The following is a 23,273-nucleotide window of genomic DNA, read 5'->3' on the forward strand; positions in this document are numbered from 1 at the left end:
CCAGCTTCGCCCGGGCCCGGTGCACGATGCACAGTCCGGTCGCGGGCACGGCGGAGCTATCCGCTCACGGCGTCCTTGCCGGAGTCGATGCGAGCTGCGGGGACGCTACGGGCAGAAGCGGGTCCCGACGCCGTGTGCCGGCGGTGTGTGGTCCGCTCCCAGGGACGCGTGCTGCCGAGCCATCCGAGGAGGAAGGCCGCCGGTACGGAGATCAGTCCGGGGGTGTGGAGCGGGAACAGGTTGAAGTCCTGCTCCGGCAGCAGCGCGTATTTCGTCCCGGACACAGCGGGGGATGCGAGGGTCAGAAGGGTGCACAGGGACAGACCTCCGTAGACGAGCCACAGCAGCCCGTGGCGGTTGAAGCCGGTCCAGAGGAAGGAGTAGACAACCGCGGGGAACACGCATGTGGCCGCGAGGCTCAGCGAGAAGGCGAGGAGGAACTCGATGGGATAGCGGTGTACGGCGGTGGTGAGCAGAAGGCTCACGGCGCAGAGTGCGACAACGGACAGCCGCAGGACTGCCGGCTCTCCGATCCCGATCCGGGTACGGCCCTTCCGCCCGATCAGGTCGCGGGTCACGGAGACGGCGGCGGCGAAGGTCACGCTCGCCACGGCCGTGAGCACGGCGAGGAAGGCGACACAGGCCACGAGGGTGATGAGCACGACCCTGCCGGTGGAGTGGTGGGGGAGGACCTCCGACGCCAGGAGGATCGGGGCTCCCTGCCCCTTCACGTCGACCGCTCCGATCCGTCCGCTGCCCACCACCGCGGCCGCGGCGAAGCCGGTCGTGATCAGCAGCAGGTAGAAGAGGCCGGTCAGCCCGACGGCGACGCTCAGTGAGCGCCGGGCGGCGGGCACGTCCCGGCTGGCACTGACGCGCAGGAGCAGGTGGGGCATCATCGCGGTTCCGAGGATGACGACGATGTGGTCACTGAGCGTGCCGAGCGGTCCGCCTCCGGCGGTGTGCTCCCACAGTCCGGGGCTGAGGTATTCGCCCGGTGACACGCTCTTGTCCATGGCGGCCGACAGCAGGGATCCGGGACTCCAGTCGAAAAAGCGGAGCGCCAGCAGGGTCACCGCGGCGAGCGTCACCAGGGCCACGGGCACTTTGGCGACCTGCACGAAACTGGTGCCGCGCAGATCGGCCACCCCTGCGAAGCACGTGACCAGGAATCCCATCAGCACCGTGCACACCACCTGGGCCCGCTCGCTCGGCATGCCGATCAGAAGGGCGGCGGTGATGCCGCCGGCACGCAGTTGCACCATGAGCAGAGGCACGGCGATGCACAGTGTCACCACGGCGCCGGCGATCCGTACTCCCGGCCCCTCGGCGCGCAGGGAGAACAGCTCGCCCAGGGTGTAGCGGCGGGTCGCGCGAATCCTGGAGGCGAGGAGCAGGAAGACGCCGAGTGCGAGGGCGCTGTCGACGGCGGTCGAGACTCCGTCGTAGCCGAAGAGGGCGATCGCTCCCGGCAGCGAGACCAGGATGATGACCGTGATCTGTTCTCCCGCCATCGCGACGCCGTTGAAGACGGGCGGGAGGGATCGGCCGGCGACGTAGAGGCGTTCCGGGTCGTCGTCCTGCGTGGCGAGCGTGAAGACCCACAGGAGGCAGAGGCCGATGAAGACGAGGAAGGCGCTGATGACCGCGCCCCTCGCGGCCGTGCCGATGAGATCGGGCGAACCGACGCTCAGGAGGTGCGTCGTCACCACTCGCCCCCGGCCGAACGGGAGGCGGCAGTCGTCGCCGAGGCCGGCTGGAAGGAGGACGCGGCCCGGCTCTCGTACCACCAGGTCCCGCCGACGAGGACGATCAGTTGGGTGAGTGCCCACGCGATGCCGAGGGTGAGACGTCCGTATACGGAGATCTCTCCGAGGGGTGTGGAGCAGGAGAGCAGGACACCGACGGCGAGCGGCAGCGCGTTGACAGTGACCAGCATTCGTGTGTCACGGGGGGAATGCTGGGAGGAATCGGAGGGCACGGGACCTCTCTCGGGAAGAACAAGGAAGACGGACTCTGCGCGAGGGGGCGCGGGGACGGTCGCAACCGTTGAGAACGGGCGAGGGAGTCGGGCAGCCGTGCTCCGTACTGGTCGGGACTCCATGCCTGCGGCCGCGGGGGGCCCGAGGGTGGCGCGGCGTCCGCGGAGGAGGTCGCGCCGGCTCTACGGCGAACGGCGGCCTCGTCATGACGTCAGAGCAGGACGGCCCGGCCGCGGTGAGGCAGGTGAAGCGACTCGCACCGCGGGCGTCGGGCGTCGGGCGTCAGCGGTGGCTGGTCGCGGTCAGGCCGGCGTAGTGCCCGGCCCGCTCCAGGAGCCGGGGGACGCCTGTTTCGAGCGACGGTCCGAAGACCGTGTCATGAGGACGCTCGCCCCGCTGCCAGCGGGTGTGGATGGCCTCGCAGAAGATCGCCGCCTTCCAGAGGGCGAGGGCCTGGTACCAGGGGAGCGGGGTGAGATCGAGGTCTGTGCGGCGCTGGTAGCGCTCTGCCAGTTGGCGCTGGGTGAGGTAGCCGGGTGAACGGGTCACCTTGGTGAGTTCGAGCGGGGTGGCAGGGCTGCCGGCCTCGGACCAGGTGGCGGTGAGGTACCCCAGGTCCGCGAGCGGGTCGCCGAGCGTGGCCATCTCCCAGTCGAGGATCGCGAGGACCTCGGCCGGGGCCTGCGGGGCGAACATGAGGTTGCCCATGCGGTAGTCGCCGTGCACCACCGACGCCGACTGGCTCGTCGGCAGGTTCTGGGCGAGCCAGTCAGCGATGCGCTCCACCGCGGGCAGGCTGCGGGTGGTGTTGACCTCCCAGAGGCCGCGGAACCGCTCGACCTGGCGCCGCAGATACCCCTCGGGTCGGCCCAGGGAGGCGAGTTCCCCCCGGGTCACGTCGATGCCGTGCAGAGCGACGAGGGTGTCGACGACCGCCTCGCTGGTCAGCCGGCGCTGTTCGGCGGGGGAGAGGTGGGGCGGGATCGTGTCGGTGACGACCGTGCCGTCGAGCCGGGACATGAGGTAGAACGGCACGCCCAGGACGTCCTCGTCCTCGCAGACGGCGACGATCTCCGGCACCGGTACCCCGTGCCCGTGGAGGATCTTCTGGATGCGGGCCTCGCGCACCATGTCGTGCGTCGACTTCGGCAGCGGCGGGCGCGGGCCGCGGCGCAGGACGACGGACTCGCTGCCGCGTTCGATCAGGTAGGTGACGTTGGAGTGGCCGTCGCCGATGCGTTGCCACGCGATCGGTCCGCTACCGATGCCGTGTGTGTCGAGGAAGCCGGTGACCGCGTCGAGGACCAGGAGCGGAGGGCTGTCGAGGTGACGGGCCCGCTCGCGGCTCGCGACGACTTCCACGCCGTCGGGGACGGTGTGCATCACGCGCCTCCGTCCCTGCCGACGACGGCGTCGCCCCGGTATCGCTCACCGGCCTGGACGGCGGCGCGCCGGCCGGCCGACGCCCGCCGGGCGATGGCCCACCGGTGGGTCTCGTTCGAGCCGTCGTAGATACGGAACGGGCGCACCTCGTTCAGGTACTGCGCCAGCGGGAGGCCGTCGGAGACGCCGTCGCCGCCGCAGATCTGAACGGCACGGTCGATCACCCGGTAGATCGCCTCCGAGCAGTGGACCTTCGCGACCGAGGACATCGCCGAGCCCGCCTTCGGGGCGCTGTGCAGCAGCGCCGCGGTCTTGGTGATGATCGCGTCGGAGGTCTCGATGTCGATGACGGACTCGGCGATCAGGTGCTGGGCCAGGCCGAGCGAGTCGATCGGACCGCCGAACAGCTCCCTCTTCGCGGCCCGGTCGAGGGCGATGTCGTGCGCCCGGCGTGCCAGTCCCAGCCACCGCATGCAGTGCGTGAGCCGCGCGGGGCCGAGCCGTACCTGCGCGTACCGGAAGCCGAGTCCGACCTCGCCGAGGACCGCGTCGTCGGGGACGAAGCAGTTCTCCAGGTACAGGTGCGGGTGGCCGCCGTCGATGGTGCGGTCGACGGTGTGGATCGCCTCGCCGATCCGGATCCCGGGGTTCGTCAGGTCGACGAGGAACATGGTGGCCCCCTCGGGAGCACCGTCGACGGCCGGGGTGCGCGCCATGACGATGCAGAACGCGGCACCGACGGCTCCGCTGGTGAACCGCTTGTGGCCGTCGATGATCCAGCCGCCGTCGGCGCGTACGGCGGTGGTCCGCAGCGCCGCCGGGTCGGATCCCGCTCCGGGGTGGGGCTCGGTCATGCCGAAGCACGACCGGACGTCGCCGGCCGCCAGAGGCGCGAGGTAGTGCTTCTTCTGCTCCTCGGTGGCGATGAGGTTCAGCATGTGCATGTTGCCCTCGTCGGGGGCCATGCAGTTGAGCACGCTGGGGCCGATCGGCGAGTACCCGGCCTCCTGCAGGATCGGCGACCAGTGTTCGATGGGCAGGCCCTGCCCGCCGTACTCCTTCGGAACGAGCGGCGCGAAGACGCCGGCCTCCTTCGCCGCGGTCTGCAGCCGGTCGCGCGTGGCCTGGTCGAGACGTCCGCCCGGTACGGGTTCCGCGTCGACGACGACCTCACGGATGAACCGGCGCGTGCGCTCACGCAGCTCCGCGAACTCCGGCGGAAGGTCAGGGGTGGTCATGGCAGTCCTTTGTGGGAGGGGCGAGGTCGTTACGCGGTGCCGCCGGCGACCGTGAGGCCGCCGTCGACGGTGAGGACGTGGCCGGTGACCCAGGAGGCGTCCTCCGAGGCCAGGTACGCCACGGCGGAGGCGATGTCGGAGGGCACGCCCAGGCGCCGCAGGGGGTATTCGGCGGCCACCTCGGCTTCCCTGCCCTCGTACAGGGCTTCGGCGAACCGCGTCTTGACGACGGCGGGGGCCACGGCGTTGACGCGGATCTCCGGGCCGAGCTCGACGGCCAGGGTCCTGGTCAGGTGGGAGACGGCGGCCTTGCTGACTCCGTAGAAGCCGATGCCGGGTGACGGGGTGTCGCCGATGACGGAGGAGAGGTTCACGACGGTGCCGCGGCGTTCGGTGAAACCGAGCTTCGGGTGGGCCACGGCGTCCTGTACCCAGGCGAGGGGGGCGAGGACGTTGACCTCCAGCACCTTGCGGGCGACGTCGAGGTCCAGGCCGACGACGGGGCCGTAGGCCGGGTTGATGCCCGCGTTGTTCACCAGGACGTCCAGCCCGCCGAACTCCCGCGCGACGGTGTCGAAGACCTCGCGGCGGTGCTCGGGGTCGTCCGCCTTGCCGGCGACGGTGATGACGCGTCCCGGGGGAAGCGCGGCGGCGGCCTCTTCGAGCGGTCCGGCCTTGCGGGCCGTGAGGCATACGCGCGCACCCTCGGCGACGAGCCGTTCCGCGACGGCGAGACCGATGCCCCGGCTCGCTCCGGTCACGACGGCGGTGCGGCCCGAGAAGCGGCCTTGGGCGGTGGGGTTCTCGCTCATGGATCAGTCCTTCGAGGGCGGGTCCGACCCCGGGCCGTCGATGCCGCGGAGTTCGGCCCGCCGGATCTTGCCGCTCTGGGTCTTGGGCAGGTCGGACAGGAAATGGATCGTGCGGGGGCACTTGTAGGCGGCCAGCCGGTCGCGGGAGAAGGCGATCAGTTCTTCCGCCGTGGCGTTCAGACCCGCCTTGAGCGAGACGTAGGCGACGACGGTCTCGCCGCGGTACGCGTCCGGCTGCCCGACGACCGCGGCCTCCAGGACCGACGGATGCTCGTACAGCGCGTCCTCGACCTCGCGCGGCCAGACCTTGTAACCGGACACGTTGATCTGGTCCTTGAGCCGGTCCACCAGGTAGACCCAGCCCTCCTCGTCGATCACCGCGACGTCACCGGTACGCAGCCGGCCCTCCGGCATCGTCCGGCGGGTGGCCTCGGGCTTGCCCCAGTACCCGGGCACCACCTGCGGCCCGCTCAACTCCAGCTCACCCTGCTCACCGGGGGGCACCGGGTCGCCGTGCAGTCCCACGACGCGGGCGGTGAGATGCGGCAGCGGCTTGCCGACGGACAGCGTCCCGCTCGGCAGATGCACCGGTGCCCGCTCACCCGGCGGCACGGCGATGACGGCGGACGTCGTCTCGGTCATCCCGTAGCCGTTGTGGAGGTAGACGCCGAACCGTTCCCGGAACCGCTCGACGGTCGCCGGCGGGATCGGCGCGCCCCCGGAGTACAGGGCCTTCGCCGTCGCGAAGTGCTCAGGTCCGGCCTGCGGCAGCTGGAAGATCGCGTTGTACGCGGTGATGGAGCCGATCGTGTAGGTCACCCCGTGCTCGGCGAAGGTTTCCAGGGCGACCTCGGGGTGGAACCGGCCGGCCAGGACGAGCGTGGTGTCGGTGAGCAGGGAGATCGTCGCGTTGACCACGGCACCGGTTATGTGGAACAGCGGGGCCATGGCGAAGACGACGTCCCCGTCGTCCACCCCCATCCACGACACGCAGGTCGCCACCACGCTCAGGACGTTGCCGTGGGTGTTCATGGCACCCTTCGGCGGCCCCGTCGTCCCCGAGGTGTACGTCAGGAACGCGACATCGTCACGAGTCAGTTCCCTGGCGGAGGGACCGAGGCCCTCGAACTCGCCGATCAGCGCCACCAGGTCGCCGCCCGGAGCCGGTGCGTGGCGCCGCGTCGATCCGAAAGCCCGCGGATCGTCGCGGTGCTGGTAGTCCAGGGCCGACGTGCTGATCAGCCACCGCACCGAACTCCCCGCCAGCGTGCCGAGCGTCTCGTGGACGTCCTCGTCCGCGCAGACGACGCCGACCGCCCCGGAGTCCTCGATGATCCGGCGGAGTTCCCGGCCCCGGTACATCGGGTTGAGTCCCAGGGCCGTGGCCCCCAGCTTCCACACGGCCAGCAGCACCAGCGCGTACTGCGGAACGTTCTGCAGGTACACCCCGACGCGATCACCCCGGCCGGTTCCGCGGGCCTCGAACGCGGCGGCCAGGGCGTCCGACGCCGCGTCCACCTCCCGCGCGGACAGAACGCCGTCGAAGAAGCGGAGCGCGATGCCCTCCGGGTTCTTCGCCACGCGTGCCTTCCAGGCGGCCACGAGCGAGCCGGGGGTCGCGTCCGTCCCCGTACCGAACCCGTCGGGGAACGTGTCCCGCCGCCGGCCTTCATCCACTGTCATCTGCCGTCCTTCCCACTCATGTCCATGCGCCTGTCGTGCCGGTCACGTGAGTTCGCGCTTGAGGATCTTTCCGGTGGACGTCATCGGCAGGGTCCGCACGATCTCCACGATGCGCGGGTACTTGTAGGCGGCCATCTGCTCCTTGCCCCAGGCGACCAGCTCGTCGGGGCGGGCCTCGGCGCCACGCTCGAGGATCACGAACGCCTTGATCTCCTCGCCGTGACTGTCGTGCGGCACGCCGACAACCGCGGCCAGGCTGACCGCCGGGTGCGTCATCAGGACCTCCTCGATCTCGCGCGGGTACACGTTGAAGCCCCCGCGGATGATCAGGTCCTTCGCCCGGTCGACGATGTAGTAGAAGCCGTCCTTGTCCCTGCGGGCCAGGTCGCCGGTGCGGAACCAGCCGTCCCTGACGGCTTCGGCGGTGGCCTCGGGGCGGCCGTGGTAGCCCTTCATCACGTTGTGGCCCTTGACCGCAATCTCCCCGATGGCGCTGCCCGTGCCGTCGTCCTCGACCTCCGACCAGTCCGCGTTGACGAGCTTGACCTCGACGCCCCAGATCGGCACGCCGATCGACCCGGGGCGGGGCTCTCGCGCCGGATCGCTGAAGGTCACCACCGGCGAGGTCTCGGAGAGGCCGTAGCCCTCCAGGACCTGGACGCCCAGTCGCTCCCTGACCTGCTTGATGAGTTCCGCGGGGAGCGCGGCGCCGCCGGAGACGCCGACGCGCAGGTTCCTCGCGATCCTCTCGACGTCGACGTCGTCGGTGAGCGCCTGCAACAGGCCCCACCACATGGTGGGGACGCCTGCGAAGACGGTGATGTCCTCCTGCTGCATCAGGGACACCGCCTGCCGGGCGTCGAACCGTGGCAGCAGCACCAGCGTGCTCGCCGTCGAGAAGCCGGCGTTCATCTGGACGGTCGCGCCGAAGGAGTGGAACAGCGGCAGCACGACCAGATGGGTGTCCAGGGCCGGTCGGTTCTCCAAGAGCTGGTTGACCGCGAGGGCGTTGAGCGCCAGGTTGGCGTGGCTGAGTTCGGCGCCCTTCGCCTGTCCCGTCGTACCGCTCGTGTAGAGCAGCACGGCCGGTTCGTCCCCCGAGGTCCCGATGCTGTCGAAGGTCGTCGCGGTCCCCCGCAGTGCTGCGCCCATGGTCTCGACGCCCTCGATCGGGCTCTCCGCCGCGGGATCGGCGGTGATGAGGAAGAAGTGCTCGCAGGCAGGGGTCTCGCTGAACCCGGCGTGCCCCTCCGCCCCCATCGGCAGGCCCTCGCCGCCCTCGAAGCAGAAGTACGCCTTCGCCTCCGAGTCGGCGAGGTGGTAGGCGACCTCCCGGCCCTTGAGCAGGATGTTGAGCGGTACGACGACGGCGCCGGCCTTGAGGATCCCGTAGTAGACGATCGGGAACCAGGGCACGTTGGGACAACTGAGCGCGACCTTGTCGCCGGGCCAGACGCCGCGGTCGACCAGGAGGTTGGCGACCTGATTGGCGGCGGCGTCGATCTGGGCGTAGGTGAGACGCGTCGTGCCGAGGACGACGGCGTCCCGGTCCGGGTGCGTGCGGGCGGAGTCCTCGAGCAGGACCGAGAGGTTCAGCATGGTGCCATTTCCGAAAGGTGGACCGGGCCAGGCCGCGGAGGAACAGAACACGCGGCCTGGCTCGGAGCGGGTGGGGGTAACGCGTGACTCGATGCGGGTGTCACAACTTCCGCAGGAGCCGGTCGAGGGCCTCGGCCGTCGCCTCGACGTCGGCGGTGGTGTGCGCCGTGCTGAGGAAGACCTTGCCGGACGGCATGAAAAGGAAGCCCTGCCGCAGCATCCCTTCGAGGATCACCGCCCAGAGCCCGCTCGTTCCGTGCAGCCCCGTGGCGCCACCGGCGGGGACGTACTGGAGGAGCGAGCCGACCCGGTTGAGGCTGCCGAAGTCGGGCGACGAACCGAGAACGGCGCCGACGAGGGCTTCGAACTCGGACGAGGTCCGTTCGAGTTGCTCGTAGACCGCGGGATCGGCCAGGACGCGCATCGTCGCCGCGACGGCCGCCAGTGCGATCGGGTTGGCGTTGAAGGTTCCGGCGTGGACGACGCCGGACGTCACCTGGTCGACCAGATCCGCCCGGCCGACGACGGCGCTCTGGGTGAAGCCGCCGGCCATCGCCTTTCCGAAGACGGACAGGTCGGGCAGCACGCCGTACCTCTCGGCCGCCCCGCCGCGTGCGATGCGGAACCCGGCGATCACCTCGTCGAAGACGAGGACGACGCCGTGCCGGTCGCAGAGGGTCCGCAGCGTCGACAGGAACCGCGGCGAGGGTGCTTCGACGCCGGCGTTGCTCATCACCGGGTCGACGAGCACGGCCGCTATGTCGCGCTCGACGGCTTCGCCCAGCAGGCGCTCGGCCAGCTGTACGTCGTTGAAGCGCGCCACGACCAGGTCGTCAAGCACGCTGGCCGACTGCCCCGGCCCGCCGGGGGTGGCGGGGCGGTCGCAGTCGTCCTCGGACATCCCGGCGTACACGGTGTCGTGCCAGCCGTGGTAGCTCTTGGCGAACTTGAGGACGCGGCGCCGCCCGGTGGCGGCGCGCGCGAGGCGCAGCGCCACCTGCACCGCCTCGGTCCCCGTGTTGCTCCACAGCAGCCGCTCGCCGTGCGGCACGGCCTCGAGGACCGCTTCCGCCGCGAGGTACTCCAGCGGGTGGCCGGTGCCGACGACCTGCATCTTCGTCGCGACCTCGGACACCGCTGACACCACGCGCGGGTCACCGTGACCGAGGACGAGCGGCCCCCAGGCCATCACGTAGTCGATGTACCGGTCGCCGTCCAGGTCCCAGACGTACGCGCCCCGCGCCTCGCGCACGAAGAGCGGATGGGGAGGCATTGCGGCGCGCAGGCCCGACCCCACACCCCCGCCGACGCTGCGGCGGGCTCGCTCGAAGGCCGAGCGGGATGATTCCAGGGCCATGAGATCGCCCCTGCCTTTCAGTACGTGATCACCGAGCGGATGCCGATGCCGCGCTTCATCTGGTCGAACGCCTCGTTGATGTCCTGAAGACCGATCACGCTCGTCACAAGGGAGTCCAGATCGATGCGGTTGTTCATGTAGTGGTCGATCAGCAACGGGAAGTCGGAAGCCGGCTTGCTCGATCCGTAGTTCGAGCCGATGAGCGAAAGTTCCTGATCGGACATGACGAACGGATCGATGGAGATCCTCATGCCGTCCGCCACCTGCCCGGCGACCACCGCCGTGCCGCCTCTGGCCAGGACCTCGTAGGCCGACTCGATCGTGCGGGGCAGCCCGATGGCCTCGATGGCGATCTCCACACCGCGTCCGTCGGTGAGCTGGTGCACCCTGCCCGCGAAATCCTCGCGGGCGTTGTTGATCAGGTCGGTCGCACCGAAGACGCGTGCCTGCTCGAGCTTCTCGTCGGAGATGTCCGCGGCGATGATCTTCCGCGCGCCGGCGAGCCGGGCCCCCTGGATCGCGTTCAGGCCGACGCCTCCGCAGCCGAGGACCAGCACGGTGTCGCTCGGCCGCACGTTGGCGGTGTTGACGGCCGCGCCGACACCAGTCGTGACGGCGCATCCGACCAGAGCCGACTGCGGGAACGGGGCGTCGTCCCGGATGGCGATCGCGCCCGATTCGGGCACGAGGGTGTACTGGCCGAACGTTCCGAGGCCCGCGAAGCTGAGGACGTCGTCCCCGCCGGCGGACGTGATCCGGGACCGGCCGTCGAACGACAGGTGGTTCGCCGAGTGCTCGCTCACCATGTCGCAGAGGACGGGCCTGCCGCTGATGCAGTAGCGGCAGCGGCGACACGAGGGCGTCCAGGACAGCACGACGTGGTCGCCCTTCTTGAGCGTCGTGACGCCCTCGCCGACGCTCTCGACGATCCCGGCTCCCTCATGGCCGAGGATCATCGGCGTAGGAACCTCCCATTCGCCCAGGAGGACGTGGAGGTCGCTGTGGCACACCCCGCTCGCCTGGAGCCGCACGAGCACCTCGCCGGGCGGAGGCGTCGAGGGGATCGTCACTCGCTCGATGGTCAGCGGTTCGTTCGGCGTCCTGAAGACGGCGGCGTCGAATTCGATCGTCATGAAAGTCTTCCTTCCGTGCCCTGGGGCGGTCACGTCCGAGCGGTGCGGATGAGCTTCTTGTTGGCGAACTCGTCGATGCCCGCCCGTCCCAGCTCGCGGCCGAAACCGGACAACTTGACGCCACCGAAGGGCAGTTCCGCGCCATCGAGGCCGACGCCGTTGATGAAGACCATGCCGGCCTCGATCCTGTCGGCGACACGCAGCGCCTGCTCGGCGTCCGTCGTGAACACGTAGGAGCCCAGCCCGTACGGGGTGTCGTTCGCCAGCTCGACGGCCTCGTCCTCGGATCCGGCCCGGTAGACGGTCGCGACGGGACCGAAGAGCTCCTCGGCGGCCGACGGCGACGCCGGGGAGAGGCCCGTCAGCACGCCGGGCGGGAAGTACGCCCCCTCGCGCCGCCGCGCGGAGACGAAGGTCGCACCCTCGTCGACGGCTCGCCCGACCTGCTCCTCGACGTACTCGGCAGCGGCGACCGAGGAGAGCGGCGCCAGTCCGTCGGTCAGCGCGAGCACCTTCTCGGTGAACGTGGCGAGGAAGGCGTCGTAGACGTCATCGGCGACGATGAAGCGCTTCCCGGCGTTGCACGCCTGCCCGGCGTTCTCGTACCGCGCCTCGACCGCCGCCTGGACCGTGGCGTCGAGGTCGTCGGTGGACAGCACGATGAAGGGGTCCGAGCCGCCCAGTTCGAGCACCACCTTCTTGAGGCTGCGCCCGGCCTTCTCGGCGACCTCCGCGCCGGCCCGCTCCGAACCGGTGAAGGAGACGCCCTGCACGCGGGGGTCGGCGATGGCGCGGCCGATCTGCTCGCCGGTGGCGTGGACGTTGACGTAGCAGCCCTGGGGGAAGCCCGCGTCCGTGAACAGCTGCTGGAGAGCCGCGGACGACTCCGGACACTGCGACGCGTGCTTGAGCACGATGGTGTTGCCCAGCGCGAGGTTGGGCGCGGCGAACCGGGCCACCTGGTAGTACGGGTAGTTCCAGGGCATGATCCCCAGCAGCACGCCGACCGGCTGGCGGCGGACGAAAGCGGTGCCCTCTCCCTCCAGAAGCTCGATCGGCTCGTCGGTGAGGAACTTCTCCGCGTTTTCGGCGTAGTACCGGTAGATGGAGGCGCTGAACTCGACCTCCCCGACGGCCTCGTCCACCGGCTTTCCCATCTCCCGGTGGATGATCTCGGCGAGCTGCCGGCTGCGCTCTCTGTGCAGGGTGGCGACGGCGTGCAACAGCTGGGCGCGCTGTTCCACGGAGGTCTGCCTCGACCAGCGCGCGTAGGCGTTCGCCGCCGCGTCGAGCGCCGCGGCGACGGTCTCGTCCGTCGCGGTGGGGTACTCCTTGACCAGCTTGCCGCTGGCGGGGTCCACCACCGCGTACACGTGCCGCTTCGCCATACTGACTCCTTCGTCGTGATTCGGGTTCATGCGGGGGCCCCGGCCGTGCGGGCCGGGTTCGAGTCCAGAGCCGCGTTGCGGTCGTGCAGCGCGCGGTAGGCGCGGAAGTAGACGAATCCCTGGGTGCCCCAGGTCGCCAGCGCGGCGGTGTAGAAGATCGTGCGGTTCGCGTCGTCGAACGGCAGGGGGAAGAAGTCGTACGTGATCGCGATGGTGGTCGCGGCGGCCGTGACCAGGCCCGTCCAGACCGCCGGCCACCTCGCGCCCGCGCTCCAGAGCCGTTTGACGAAGTAGCAGAGGAACACGGCCGTGAGGAGGTTGACGACGACGTAGAACACGGAGACCCAGAACGCATCACGGTCGGTGTGGAGATCCGCGCCGTGGAAGGGCCGGAGGAACAGGGCGGCGACGATCGCGACCCCGAACACGGCGACGTCGACGCCGCGGCTCGGCTTGTAGCGATGGGTGACCTTCATCAGGCCCAGGACCAGGATGAGGGTGATGCCGACCGACCTGGAGAACGCGTCGAAGAAGTACGCCAGGTCGTACAGCACGCTGTCGCTCTTGGCCCCGAGCAGCGACCAGAGCAGGAAGTTGCTGCCCGACGTGGCGACGACCATCCACTCGAGGCCCAGGAGGTAGTTGCCGTAGCGGCGGATGAATTTCCAGCCGTAGAAGTAGCCGGCGAAGATCATCCACAGGTCGGCCACCAGGAACAGCGTCTCCCTCATCGGGACGCCCCCTCTCGGACGTCGCGGGACAGCAGGGTGATGACGCTCTCTGCGGTGCGCTGGCCCGTCAGAACCGCGCCGTTCATGGTTCCGGCCCATTCGCCGGCGGTTTCGGAGCCCGCCCAGTGGACGCGCCCGTGGGGCTCGCTCAGCGCCTTGCCGAAGCTCGTGGTCGCGTAGGGAGCGACGGCGGGATTGGGGCCGCCCGGGGCGAAGGGCTCCGCTCCCCAGCAGTGGTCCACGTAGTCGATCGGGGTGAGCGCCTGCGGACCGTAGAGATCGGCGAGCTGCCGGACCACCCGGTCGCGCCGGGTCTCGGGGCTGAAGCCGTCGAAGACGCGCGGATCGCAGAAGGCCATCAGGACGCCCGGTCCGCCGGGGGCGGGGGACACGTCGAAGGTGATGAACACGGTTCCGGTGTCGGTCACCGCCTCGCCGGAACAGCCGTCGGCCCGCCAGAACGGCCTCTCGTAGGCCACGAACGCCTTGCTCAGCACGCCCATGCGCCAGGTCCGCGTGAGCCCTTCGCCCCGTTCGGACAGAGCGGGCTCGAAGGTGATGGCGGCGCGGTGCGCCGGCGAGGCCGTGACGATCGCGTACCGGGCGCGGATCTCGCCGGAGTCGGTGCGGACGGTGACGCCGTCGTCGTCCTGTGCGATGCGGCGCACCGGAGTCTCCAGGCGCACGCGGTCGCCGAGACGCTCCGCCACCCGCTTGGCGATCTCCTGGGTGGTCTCGACGAACCGGTCCTGCTGCTGACCGCCCTCGACGTCCAGCATGTGATCGAGCCCGCCCGCCGAACGGATGTAGCGCATCGCGTGCAGCAGGGAGACGTCACCCGGCGTGCAACCCCACTGCACCTTGCTGATCACGGTCATCAGCGCACGGGTGCCGGGCAGCGCGTTCTTCCGGTCGAGCCACTCGCCGAACGAGAGGGTGTCGAGCCGGCCGGCCCCGGGCGTCTCCCACGCGGCGTTCACGTCGATGGTCGCGACCAGCTTGTTCACCGCCGCCTGCATGCGGGCCATGTCCACCAGAGCCGCGGGGGAGACTTTGGGAATGGTGCCGCTGTAGGTGCGGCGCCGGCCCGTCATCCACAGCACGTTGCGCCCCTGCGCGAACTGGTCGGTGGTGGTACACCCCACGCGGCGCGCGAGGTCCCGGACGGCGGTGTGACGCCGGGCCACCCACGTCGCTCCGAGGTCGACCTTCACGCCGGCCACCTCGCCGGAGAGCGAGCGGCCTCCGACCCGGTCGCGGCCTTCCACGACCAGGACGGACCGCCCCGTGCTCACCAGTCGCTCCGCCGCGCTCAGACCGGCGAAACCGGCACCGACGACCACGACGTCGACCGTGGTGCTCCCGGAGCGGGGCTCACGAGATCCGGACATGGTTTCCTCCTTCGCCCACGCGGTTCGCGTGCTGCGAGATGTAGGTCGTGACGGGGGCGACGAGGGCCTCGGGGAGGTGATGGCCCATGCCGGGGATGACCACGTGCTGGGCCGAGCGGATCGCCCGTACGGTCGCGGCGCCGCCGCTCGGGTCGACCAGCGGGTCCCGGTCGCCGTTGATGACCAGCGTCGGAGCGGTGATCCTGCTCAGCTGGGCCGTTCGGTCTCCGGAACGCTGGATCGCCTGGATCTGGCGCGCCGTGCCGGCTGCCGGGTCGCCGGCGCTGCGGTCCCATCCGCGAGCCGCGATGGCTGCCTCGGCCGCGTCGTCGATGGGGTGCCCCGTTCCGGCGATGTGACGGGTGAGCCTCAGGTGGGCACGGACCGCCGCGGTTCTGTTCCTCGCAGTCGGGGCGGCGAGGAGCCGGATCGTCGACAGCGCGGGCTGGCCGACCTTGCGCGCCCCGGTCGTGGAGTAGATGGAGACCAGCGACAGGACCCGCTCGGGTGCTGTGGCCGCGATCGTCTGCGCGATCATCCCTCCCATCGACCGCCCGACCAGGTGCACCCGCGCGATCCCGAGATGGTCGAGTACGCCGACGGCGTCCTGGGCCATGTCGGCCAGCGCGTACGCGTCGCCGCGCGGACGCGCGGCGATCTGACGCCAGATCCCGGGCGGGGGCGCTGCGACGAACGTCGACTGGCCGGCGTCGCGGTTGTCGATCGCGACGACCCGGAAACCGTGGGCGGTGAGGGAGCCGACGAACGAGTCGGACCAGAAGGTGAGGTCTTCGCCCAGTCCCGCGATGAGCAGCATCGCGGGGGCGTCCTTGTGGCCGTGGTCCCGGAAGCAGATCGTCATCCCGGACGGCAGGGTCGCGTACTGGTCGCCGCCCTCGGCGGCGCTCGTCTCAGACACGGGTGCCTCGCCTCCCGCCGGTCGCCGGCGCGGCCGCCCGGCGGGCGCCGAACCGGAGGTTCTCGTCGGCCACCGGGCCGCGCAGCGCCCTGGCGTCCTCGGGGTAGGACATCGCCATCCGCCAGGGCTTCTCGGGGCCCTGCTTGGGCAGGAGCTTCTCGCCGCGCTTGGCGTACCCGGCCTGAAGGTCCATGACGGGCCTGCGGTTCGTTCCCGACGGTGCGACCGGAACCACCGTGTCGTATCCGCGGGCGTCCATGTGCCTGACCAGGTCGATGAAGTAACGGCACATCAGGCTCACCTTGAGCGTCCAGGACGAGGTGGTGTAGCCGATCGCCATCGCCCAGTTCGGCATCCCGCTCAGCAGCATGCCGCGGTAACAGAGCGCGTCCGCGATGTCGACCTGGTGCCCGTCGACCACGATGGGCATGCCGTCGAAGAGCCGAAGGTTCAGCCCCGTCGCGGTGACGATGACGTCGGCTTCCAGTTCCTCACCCGACGCCAGGACGATGCCGCGCTTGCTGAACCTCGCCACGGCGTCGGTGACGACGGAGGCCCTTCCTTCCTTGATCGCGTCGAAGAAGTCGCCGTTCGGTGCCACGCACAGCCGCTGGTCCCACGGGTCGTACGGCGGGTTGAAGTGCTTGTCGACGTCGAATCCCTTGGGAAGGCGCTTGACGTTCTCGCGCCGGATGAAGGCCCGCCCTGCCTTGGGGAAGGTCCGCAGGCCCTTCACGACGGCGTGTTCGGTCCAGATGTTCTTGAACCGCGTCACGGCGTACCCGCGCTCTTCCCCGAGCAGCTTCGTGAGCGCCAGGGCGACCTTGTCGACGCGGGGGAGCGGCATGACGTAGGTGGGGGTGCGCTGCAGCATCGTCACGTGCCGGGCGGCGCCCGCCCCGGTGGTCATGGCCGGCACCAGCGTGATCGCGGTCGCGCCGCTGCCGATGACGACGACCTTCTTGTCGCTGTAGTCGAGTCCCTCGGGCCAGTGCTGCGGATGGACGATCTGACCCTCGAACTCGTCCCGCCCCTGGAACTCCGGGGAGAACCCCTCGTCGTACCGGTAGTAGCCGGTGGCGGCGAAGACCCATCCCGCGTGGATCGTCCTGGTCCGGGTCGCTCCCGTGGCGGGGTCCGACGTCTGGACGGTGAGGGTCCACCGTGAGTCCGCCGTGGACCACTCCGAGCGGACGACCCGGTGGCCGAGCCTGAGGACGCGCTCCAGGCCGTTCTCCTCGACGGTCTCGTGGAGGTACTCCTTGATGAGGGGAGCGTCGGCGATCGCGGCTTCGTGGCGCCAGGGCTTGAACGCGTATCCGAACGTGTGGAGGTCGGAGTCCGAGCGGATGCCGGGATAGCGGAACAGGTCCCAAGTGCCTCCGATGTCGTCGCGCGCTTCCAGTACGGCGAGCGACTTGTCGGGCAGCTCCCGGCTGAAATAGGTGGCCGCGCCGATCCCGGAGATCCCGGCTCCGATGATCACCACGTCGAACTCCTCGACGGCGTCCAACACCTCAGCTGTCATGGCGTTTCCTCGCTGTTCCTGTGGCGGTTGCCTCACTGTCGCCAGCCAGGACCGCCTGCGAGAACGACAGCGGGCACCTCCTTCGCCAGGACTCGGTGCACGATGCACAGGCGGACCGGGCCGCTGCGCCCATACGGTGTCCGACGTTCGGGCGGAGGCCCCGGTCGAGCCCGCGGCCCGGCCCTTCCGGGAGCAGGGCGGCCGGAGACGGCCGTCCAGCGGCCGGTCGTGCCGCAGCCGTTGCGGCAGCAAGACCGGCGTGATAGAGGTTTGCCCCCGGTGTTTAGTCGTACTAAACGCCTCGTCGCGGTCGTGCGCAGAGGTCGAACCAGCTGTGCTCACGACCTCGCTGCGCGTCGGGCCCCACGGGTGTATCGAGCCGAAGGGGGATCGCCGCTGTCACTCCCGCGATCGCGGCCGAGCGGAAGCGGCCGACGACCCGGAACCCGTACGGGGCCACGTCTTCTCGCGCGGGAAGATCCGCCTCCTGCCGCTCCGGCCCAGCCCGCCTTGAGGGAGCCGCACCCGTTCGTTCGCGCAGGCGTACCGCTGCACGCACTCCTTTGTCCATCCATGACGAGCCGGTACCGGCCCGTGAGCCGAAAGGTGGTCGCGATGACCGACCTCTCCAAGACAGGGCACGCCGAAGCATCCGGTGGTGAAGCGGGATCGGGCAACCCGCTCAACCGTGGGCTCGGCGTGTCGCAGATCGTGTTCATGGTCGTCGCCGCGGCGGCGCCGCTCGGCCTTGTGGCCGGCGGGGTGCCTCTCGCCTTCGCCGTGAGCGGCAGCCCGGGGATGCCGCTGTACTTCGCGCTGTCCACCGTGCTGCTGCTGGTCTTCGCGGTCGGCTTCACGCTGATGGCCGGACGGGTACGCGACGCGGGGGCCTTCTACGCCTACGTCCAGGCGGGGCTGGGCCGGATCCCCGGTCTCTCGGCAGCGACCCTCGCGCTCTTCTCCTACACGCTGCTTCTCGTCGGGGTGAACGCCTACGTCGGCGTCGCGACGAGCAACGTCATCGAGCGGTACGCCGACGTCGGCTCCCCGTGGTGGGCGTGGGCACTCGTCTCGCTGGGCGTCATCGCCTTCCTCGGCTATCGCGACATCGAGCTGAGCGCCAAGGTGCTCGGTGCCGTGCTGGTGCTGGAATCCCTGCTGCTCCTGGTCATGGACCTCGGCATCGTGGGCCACGGTGGCGCCCACGGCGTGACGGCCGAGCCGGTGTCGCCCTCGATCGTGGGCACCGGCTCCCTGGGCCTCGGCGTCATGTTCGCCCTCTTCGGGTTCATCGGCTTCGAGGCGACGGCAGTGTTCCGCAACGAGGCGAAGGACCCCGATGTCACGGTCCCGCGGGCGACGTACGTCGCGATCCTGGTGATCGGAGTCTTCTACTCGTTCACCGTGTGGGCGATCGTGGTGGGCGCCGGCGTCGAGGCTGTGGTCGGAGCGGCGCAGGCCGACCCCGAGGGCCTGGTCCTCACGCTGACGCGTAGCTACGTCGGGTCCGTCTGGGCCGACACCATGCAACTACTACTGATCACGAGCCAGTTCGCTTGCGTGCTGGCCTTCCACAACGTCGTGACGCGCTACCAGTTCGCGCTGTCCCGGGCCGGCGCGCTTCCGGCGCCGCTGGGTGTCGTTCACTCCCGGCACCGCGCGCCGTCAGCGTCCTCGGCCGTTGCCTCGGCGGTCGCGTTCGTCACCACGGCCGTCGTCGCCGTGCTCGACCTCGACCCGATCGGGGACCTCTACGCGTGGTTCTCCGGCGCCGCCACCCTCGGCGTCGTCCTGCTGATGGCGGCCACCAGCCTCGCCGTCATCGGCTTCTTCCGGCGCGCCGACGGGCGGCAGTCGGTGTGGCGGACGGTCGTGGCCCCGGCCGTCGCCTTCCTCGGCCTGGCCTGCGTGGTCTGCATGATGGTCGCCAACTTCCCGCTCCTCGTCGGCACCACCACGGGTGCCTGGGTGATCGGCGGGCTCGTCGCCCTCTCGGCCGTGGTCGGCGCGGTGCAGGCCCTTGTCCTGCGAGCACGCCGACCGGCTGTCTACGAGCGACTCTGAGCGACTTGCTGGTCAGCTCATGAGCGCAGGGGCGCGACCGGCCTGTGCACCGTGCACCGTCCCCGGGGGAAGCCGGTGCCCGGTGTCGTTCTCACCAACAGCCGTCGCCCTCGCATCACTCCTGATGCGGGCCCGGCATTCGACGCCAGGATCTAGGCGGGCCCTCGCGCGGCGCGCAGCAGGGGAGGCGACAGGACCCAGAGGACCTCGCTCACCGTCGTACCCGGATTGTCGAACTGGTGAAGCGTCTGGCCGGAGAACGAGGTGGACACCCCTGCCGACAGCATCCGGGTCTCGCCCCCGACGATCAGACGGGTCGAGCCGCTCAGCCCCATCGCGAAGATCGTGGTGGTGTCGAGCCGATAAGGGCCCCCGGTGCCCCCGCCTGGCTCGATCACGGAACGGAAGACCTGAAACGCCGTGGTGCCGGCGGGCGTGAGCAGGTACTCGGCCACGCCCTCACCGCCCATGTCGATCCGGCTTCCACCGTCCACGACCTGCTCGTCGGGGTACGCGAACAGCTCCCCCACCCCGATCCGCAGCACTTCGCAGACGCGCAGCAACGTCGGGACGGACACGCTGGTGAGCCCACGCTCCAACTGGCTCAGAAAGCCCTTGGTGACCTCCGCCCTGCGCGCGACCTCCGTCAACGACAACCCGCGGTCGATCCTGATCTTCCGCAGCTGCGCGCCTGTGGACGCTTCGAGGGCGGCGGCGCCCCTTTCCGCTCCATCTGCTGTCCCGCCGTCACCGATGGACATGGTGTGCTCACCGCCCGTCCCGAGGCCGAGGTCGTGTGCCTGTCAGGTGACGGGCCGACCCGGACGAGTCCTCTCCGTGGCACGAGGCTAGGGCATGCGCGCCAGGGGCGGTCGGTGCGCCCCTGCGGAGGAGGGAGGGGGCGACGGCGTCGAACCCCTTGTGGTGCCGACGAGAGCGTGTAAATCTGCCGCCGTTTAGTGGTAGTAAACAGCGGCCGATGGCCGGCGCCTTCGCCGTCGGCGAGGTCGCCGACGAGCCCTTCATCTGGCTATGACACGGCATGTCGGGAGCCTTGGCTCCCCGAGAGCAGAGGGAGACTGAGAACATGGAAGAGCTGTGGCCCCCGCCCTCCCGCGAGGTCGCCGATGCGATCAGGTCACTGTGTCAGCGCCTGCTGACGGAAACGGACGCCCTGGTCGACGCCTTCGCAAGGCCCTCTCTCGTCGCCCAGAACGATCCCGCTCTCCTCGCGGACGCATCGCTGGTCGAGGAGGATCGCGCGCTCAACCGCTCTGAGCTGGTCCAATGGTTGACCGCAAACGTTCAGCAACCGGGGCGGAGGGTAGAGCCCTACGTCAGTCCGAGGACCACGGCGTACATCAACGATCTCGTCTCTCGGGGCATCGCACCCGACTTCGCCGTTGCCTGGCGTGTGGCCCTGGGGATCGGCTGGCGGCGATGGCTGGAGGAATGCGTGGCGGACTGCGCGGACCCCGATCTTCTCGTGGGGATCCTGGACGTGACGGCGCAGTCGCTGGTGCAGTACGCCCTCGATTCCGTCGCGGCCCTGCGGCAAGCCGGCCTCGCCGCGGCGATGGGGAACACGGATGCCGAGGGGATCGCACTGATCCAGCTGATCGCCAGTGGGGCACCGATGGCGGAGGACCTCGCCGAAGGGCGCCTGCGCTACCGGATGGCGCGGTGGCACATGGGTCTCGTCCTCTGGGTCGATGATCCCCAGGAGGCCGACGCCTTGGACGAGGCGATCGCCGCCGTGCGCTCCTCCGCCGCAGGCCGGAGCGCCCTGGTGGCGCGTGCCAGCGCCACGTCGCGGTGGATCTGGCTCTCGGGGGAAGCCGTCCCGGACCTTCACCACGTGGAGAAGGACCTCGCGGCGGCCGACGAGGTCCGCGCGGCGGTGGGAAGGCCGGGACGCGGCCTCGAAGGGTTCCGCTCCAGCCACCAGGACGCCCTCGCGGCCCAGGCGCTGGTGAGCCGGCTGGGGTCCGACCGGCGATTCACCGCCTACGCCGACGTCGAGCTGATCGACGCGCTCACGAAGGACCGGCCCGGTGCACGTCGGTTCGTCATCAACACCCTCGGGCCGTTGGCCGAAGCCGACACAGCCCTGCGGCAAGCCCTGCTCACCTACGTGCAGTGCGGCTTCAGTACCACCCGGGCGGCCGCCAACCTCTACGCGCACCGCAACACCGTCGAACGGCGCGTCTCACGCGCCAACGAGCTCTCGGCCGTCAAGGTGGAGGCCAACCCGACCCATGTGGCGGCGGCGCTCCTGGTGCTGGACATCGCACCTGACATCGTGACGATCGCCCCGAGCTGAGCTCATACCACGCAGCTGCGGCGCTCGAGCTTCCTTGCCCTGGGAAAGGGCAGAACCGCGCCCGGACAGTGCCTAGTCAGGCTGCCATCGCCAGCGATATTCCTCCCGGGCCGTCTGCGATCGATGGCGAGGCGACGCCGACGCTGTCGCCCAGAGGCCGACGTCGGAGGTCGGCATGGCGAAGAGCGCTCCGGTGTGATGACGCATCACATGAAGCGGTTTGCGTTCCACGCGGCAGTCGTGAAGTGCTGCTGCCCTGCAGAGTCAGCCAAGGGCTGGAGCGTTGTCGGCCCGTCGGCCGTGAGGCGCAGCCCGCATCACTCACTGTGATAGGCGCGGCATCGGTGCGCCGCACAGAGAGCTGCCCACTGGACCGTATGCGGGCGGGCCGGCGAAGGGGCGTGAGGTGCAGCCGCCCTCCCGGGTTCTCCCCAGATTCTTCCCGGCGCCCCAAATGGTCGTTTCGTGCGGGAGGTGCAGGAGCAAATCGATGCGTGGCTCTGGATTCTTCTACAGCCAGTCCCGGCGCTTGAAAATCACGTACAAACTGACGCAAACCATCCCCATCAAGCCGACCGCGAAGGGGTATCCGAAGCTCCAACCCAACTCAGGCATCTGCTCGAAGTTCATGCCATAGATAGTTCCCACGAGTGTGGGAGCAAAGAGGATGGCGGCCCAGGAAGAGATCCGCTTGATCTCCTCGTTCTGTTCGAAGCCTGCCTCTGCCAGGGCTCGCATTTCGGCGTTCTGTTGTTGGGTGACCAGGGTGGCGTTGACCGTGAGGATTTCTGTCAGGGCCTGGCGGAAGCCGTCGACGCGTTCGCTGGTGTGGGTCACGTGGTCGGCCACGTCGCGGAGGTAGCGCTGGAGTTCCTCGTCGGTGCCGTATTTGGCGAAGCCGGCCATCAGGCCGTGGAGCATGCCTACCAGGGGGCGGGTGGCGCGCTGGAACTCGACCATTTCGCGGGAGAGTTCGTAGATGCGGCGGGAGACCGCGGGATCGCCGCCGAAGACCTCGGTCTCGATCTCGTCGATGTCGTTCTGGACACCCGCCACCACCGGCGCGTAGCCGTCGACCACCGCGTCCAGGATCGCGTACAGCACCGCCTCCGGGCCCAGCGCGAGGAGGTCCGGGTTCGCCTCCATGCGGCGGCGTACGGCGGAGAGGTCCGGGGCGGCGCCGTGGCGGACCGTGATCAGGAAGTCGGGGCCCACGAAGACGTGCAGCTCGCCGAAGTCGACCTCTTCCTGCGCGTCCAGGTAGCGGGCCGCGCGCAGCACCACGAAGAGGGTGTCGCCGTACCGTTCCAGCTTGGGCCTCTGGTGCGCCTCCAGCGCGTCCTCGACCGCCAGTTCGTGCAGGTCGAACTCGGCTGCCAGGGAGTGGAGTTCCTCCTCCGTCGGGCGCTGCAGGCCGATCCACGCCATGCCGTCGGGGTGCTCGCGCAGCTGGCGGAACGTCTCGGCGAGCGTGCCGGGGGAGGAGACGCGGCGGCCGTCGCGGTACAGGGTCGCCTGGATGACACTCGGCCTCTGCTCGGACTGTGCTGCGGGCGCGGTCGAGGCCGGCGGCTCCGGCTGGCGGCGCCAGGCGGCGCGGGGGCGGCGGTCGGACATCTGCGTTCACCTCCTGGGTGGTTTTCGTGGTGCTCGTGGGGGCTCGTGGGTGTTCGTGTTCCGGGGCTCTCCGGACTCCCGGTCGTGCGTCTCCCGGCAGGATATATGGGGTGAAACGGTGCAGC

Annotated in this window: 18 protein-coding genes; 2 read left to right on the forward strand and 16 right to left on the reverse strand. The window is 70.0% G+C overall.

Annotation, left to right across the window (positions count from 1 at the left end; genetic code table 11):
* Positions 1 to 56: 56 nt before the first annotated feature.
* The 14 genes from ACIGEZ_RS17035 to ACIGEZ_RS17100 all read right to left on the reverse strand — a co-directional run bounded on the left by ACIGEZ_RS17035 (position 57) and on the right by ACIGEZ_RS17100 (position 17,144).
* Complete coding sequence (locus tag ACIGEZ_RS17035) at positions 57 to 1,709, reverse strand: transporter (RefSeq protein WP_399831664.1); 1,653 nt, start codon at positions 1,707 to 1,709, stop codon at positions 57 to 59.
* The gene (locus ACIGEZ_RS17040) at positions 1,706 to 1,939 is read right to left on the reverse strand and encodes a hypothetical protein (RefSeq protein WP_399831666.1); all 234 of its coding nucleotides are present in this window, start codon (positions 1,937 to 1,939) and stop codon (positions 1,706 to 1,708) included. Before ACIGEZ_RS17040 ends, ACIGEZ_RS17035 begins: the two co-directional genes overlap by 4 nt.
* Before the next feature lie 325 nt (positions 1,940 to 2,264).
* Positions 2,265 to 3,365 carry a phosphotransferase family protein gene (locus ACIGEZ_RS17045; protein ID WP_399831668.1) on the reverse strand — a complete coding sequence of 367 codons (1,101 nt, stop codon included), beginning with the start codon at positions 3,363 to 3,365 and terminating at the stop codon, positions 2,265 to 2,267.
* Positions 3,365 to 4,603, reverse strand: coding sequence for an acyl-CoA dehydrogenase family protein (locus tag ACIGEZ_RS17050; protein WP_399831670.1), 1,239 nt, complete (start codon positions 4,601 to 4,603; stop codon positions 3,365 to 3,367). Before ACIGEZ_RS17050 ends, ACIGEZ_RS17045 begins: the two co-directional genes overlap by 1 nt.
* A gap of 29 nt (positions 4,604 to 4,632) precedes the next feature.
* Positions 4,633 to 5,415, reverse strand: a complete 783-nt coding sequence (locus tag ACIGEZ_RS17055; RefSeq protein WP_399831672.1) for an SDR family oxidoreductase — start codon at positions 5,413 to 5,415, stop codon at positions 4,633 to 4,635.
* A 3-nt stretch (positions 5,416 to 5,418) separates the two neighbouring features.
* On the reverse strand, positions 5,419 to 7,098 hold the full coding sequence (locus ACIGEZ_RS17060; protein ID WP_399831674.1) for a class I adenylate-forming enzyme family protein: 1,680 nt from the start codon (positions 7,096 to 7,098) through the stop codon (positions 5,419 to 5,421).
* Positions 7,099 to 7,140: 42 nt separating this feature from the next.
* Entirely contained in the window at positions 7,141 to 8,697 is a 1,557-nt protein-coding gene (locus ACIGEZ_RS17065) for a long-chain fatty acid--CoA ligase (RefSeq protein ID WP_399831676.1), read from the reverse strand.
* Positions 8,698 to 8,797: 100 nt separating this feature from the next.
* Positions 8,798 to 10,054: an aspartate aminotransferase family protein gene (locus ACIGEZ_RS17070; RefSeq protein ID WP_399831678.1), complete on the reverse strand. Its 1,257-nt coding sequence runs from the start codon at positions 10,052 to 10,054 to the stop codon at positions 8,798 to 8,800.
* A gap of 17 nt (positions 10,055 to 10,071) precedes the next feature.
* Positions 10,072 to 11,187 (reverse strand): Zn-dependent alcohol dehydrogenase, encoded by a 1,116-nt coding sequence (locus ACIGEZ_RS17075; RefSeq protein ID WP_399831679.1) that lies wholly within the window; start codon positions 11,185 to 11,187, stop codon positions 10,072 to 10,074.
* 29 nt (positions 11,188 to 11,216) lie between these two features.
* Positions 11,217 to 12,575, reverse strand: coding sequence for an NAD-dependent succinate-semialdehyde dehydrogenase (locus ACIGEZ_RS17080; RefSeq protein ID WP_399831681.1), 1,359 nt, complete (start codon positions 12,573 to 12,575; stop codon positions 11,217 to 11,219).
* A 26-nt stretch (positions 12,576 to 12,601) separates the two neighbouring features.
* A complete protein-coding gene (locus ACIGEZ_RS17085) occupies positions 12,602 to 13,306 on the reverse strand; it encodes a transporter (RefSeq protein WP_399831683.1) in 705 nt (234 codons plus the stop codon).
* Positions 13,303 to 14,697, reverse strand: coding sequence for a flavin monoamine oxidase family protein (locus ACIGEZ_RS17090; protein ID WP_399831685.1), 1,395 nt, complete (start codon positions 14,695 to 14,697; stop codon positions 13,303 to 13,305). The genes ACIGEZ_RS17085 and ACIGEZ_RS17090 overlap by 4 nt, the downstream gene beginning before the upstream one ends.
* Positions 14,681 to 15,616, reverse strand: a complete 936-nt coding sequence (locus tag ACIGEZ_RS17095; RefSeq protein ID WP_399831687.1) for an alpha/beta fold hydrolase — start codon at positions 15,614 to 15,616, stop codon at positions 14,681 to 14,683. The genes ACIGEZ_RS17090 and ACIGEZ_RS17095 overlap by 17 nt, the downstream gene beginning before the upstream one ends.
* Positions 15,609 to 17,144 (reverse strand): flavin-containing monooxygenase, encoded by a 1,536-nt coding sequence (locus ACIGEZ_RS17100; protein WP_399831689.1) that lies wholly within the window; start codon positions 17,142 to 17,144, stop codon positions 15,609 to 15,611. Before ACIGEZ_RS17100 ends, ACIGEZ_RS17095 begins: the two co-directional genes overlap by 8 nt.
* Positions 17,145 to 17,759: 615 nt before the next feature.
* On the opposite strand from ACIGEZ_RS17100, the gene ACIGEZ_RS17105 reads away from it, so the two are divergent.
* Positions 17,760 to 19,208, forward strand: a complete 1,449-nt coding sequence (locus ACIGEZ_RS17105) for an APC family permease (protein WP_399831691.1) — start codon at positions 17,760 to 17,762, stop codon at positions 19,206 to 19,208.
* A 152-nt stretch (positions 19,209 to 19,360) separates the two neighbouring features.
* Here ACIGEZ_RS17105 and ACIGEZ_RS17110 read toward each other — a convergent pair whose 3' ends face one another.
* Positions 19,361 to 19,969, reverse strand: a complete 609-nt coding sequence (locus ACIGEZ_RS17110; protein WP_399831694.1) for a helix-turn-helix domain-containing protein — start codon at positions 19,967 to 19,969, stop codon at positions 19,361 to 19,363.
* Between the two features lie 326 nt (positions 19,970 to 20,295).
* On the opposite strand from ACIGEZ_RS17110, the gene ACIGEZ_RS17115 reads away from it, so the two are divergent.
* Complete coding sequence (locus tag ACIGEZ_RS17115) at positions 20,296 to 21,531, forward strand: PucR family transcriptional regulator (protein WP_399831696.1); 1,236 nt, start codon at positions 20,296 to 20,298, stop codon at positions 21,529 to 21,531.
* A gap of 510 nt (positions 21,532 to 22,041) precedes the next feature.
* Here the strand turns inward: ACIGEZ_RS17115 and ACIGEZ_RS17120 are convergent.
* Positions 22,042 to 23,148, reverse strand: a complete 1,107-nt coding sequence (locus tag ACIGEZ_RS17120; RefSeq protein WP_399831698.1) for a magnesium and cobalt transport protein CorA — start codon at positions 23,146 to 23,148, stop codon at positions 22,042 to 22,044.
* Positions 23,149 to 23,273: the final 125 nt, after the last annotated feature.

Origin of the sequence: Streptomyces sp. NPDC085481 (assembly GCF_044541845.1) — a bacterium.
Taxonomy (GTDB): Bacteria; Actinomycetota; Actinomycetes; order Streptomycetales; family Streptomycetaceae; genus Streptomyces.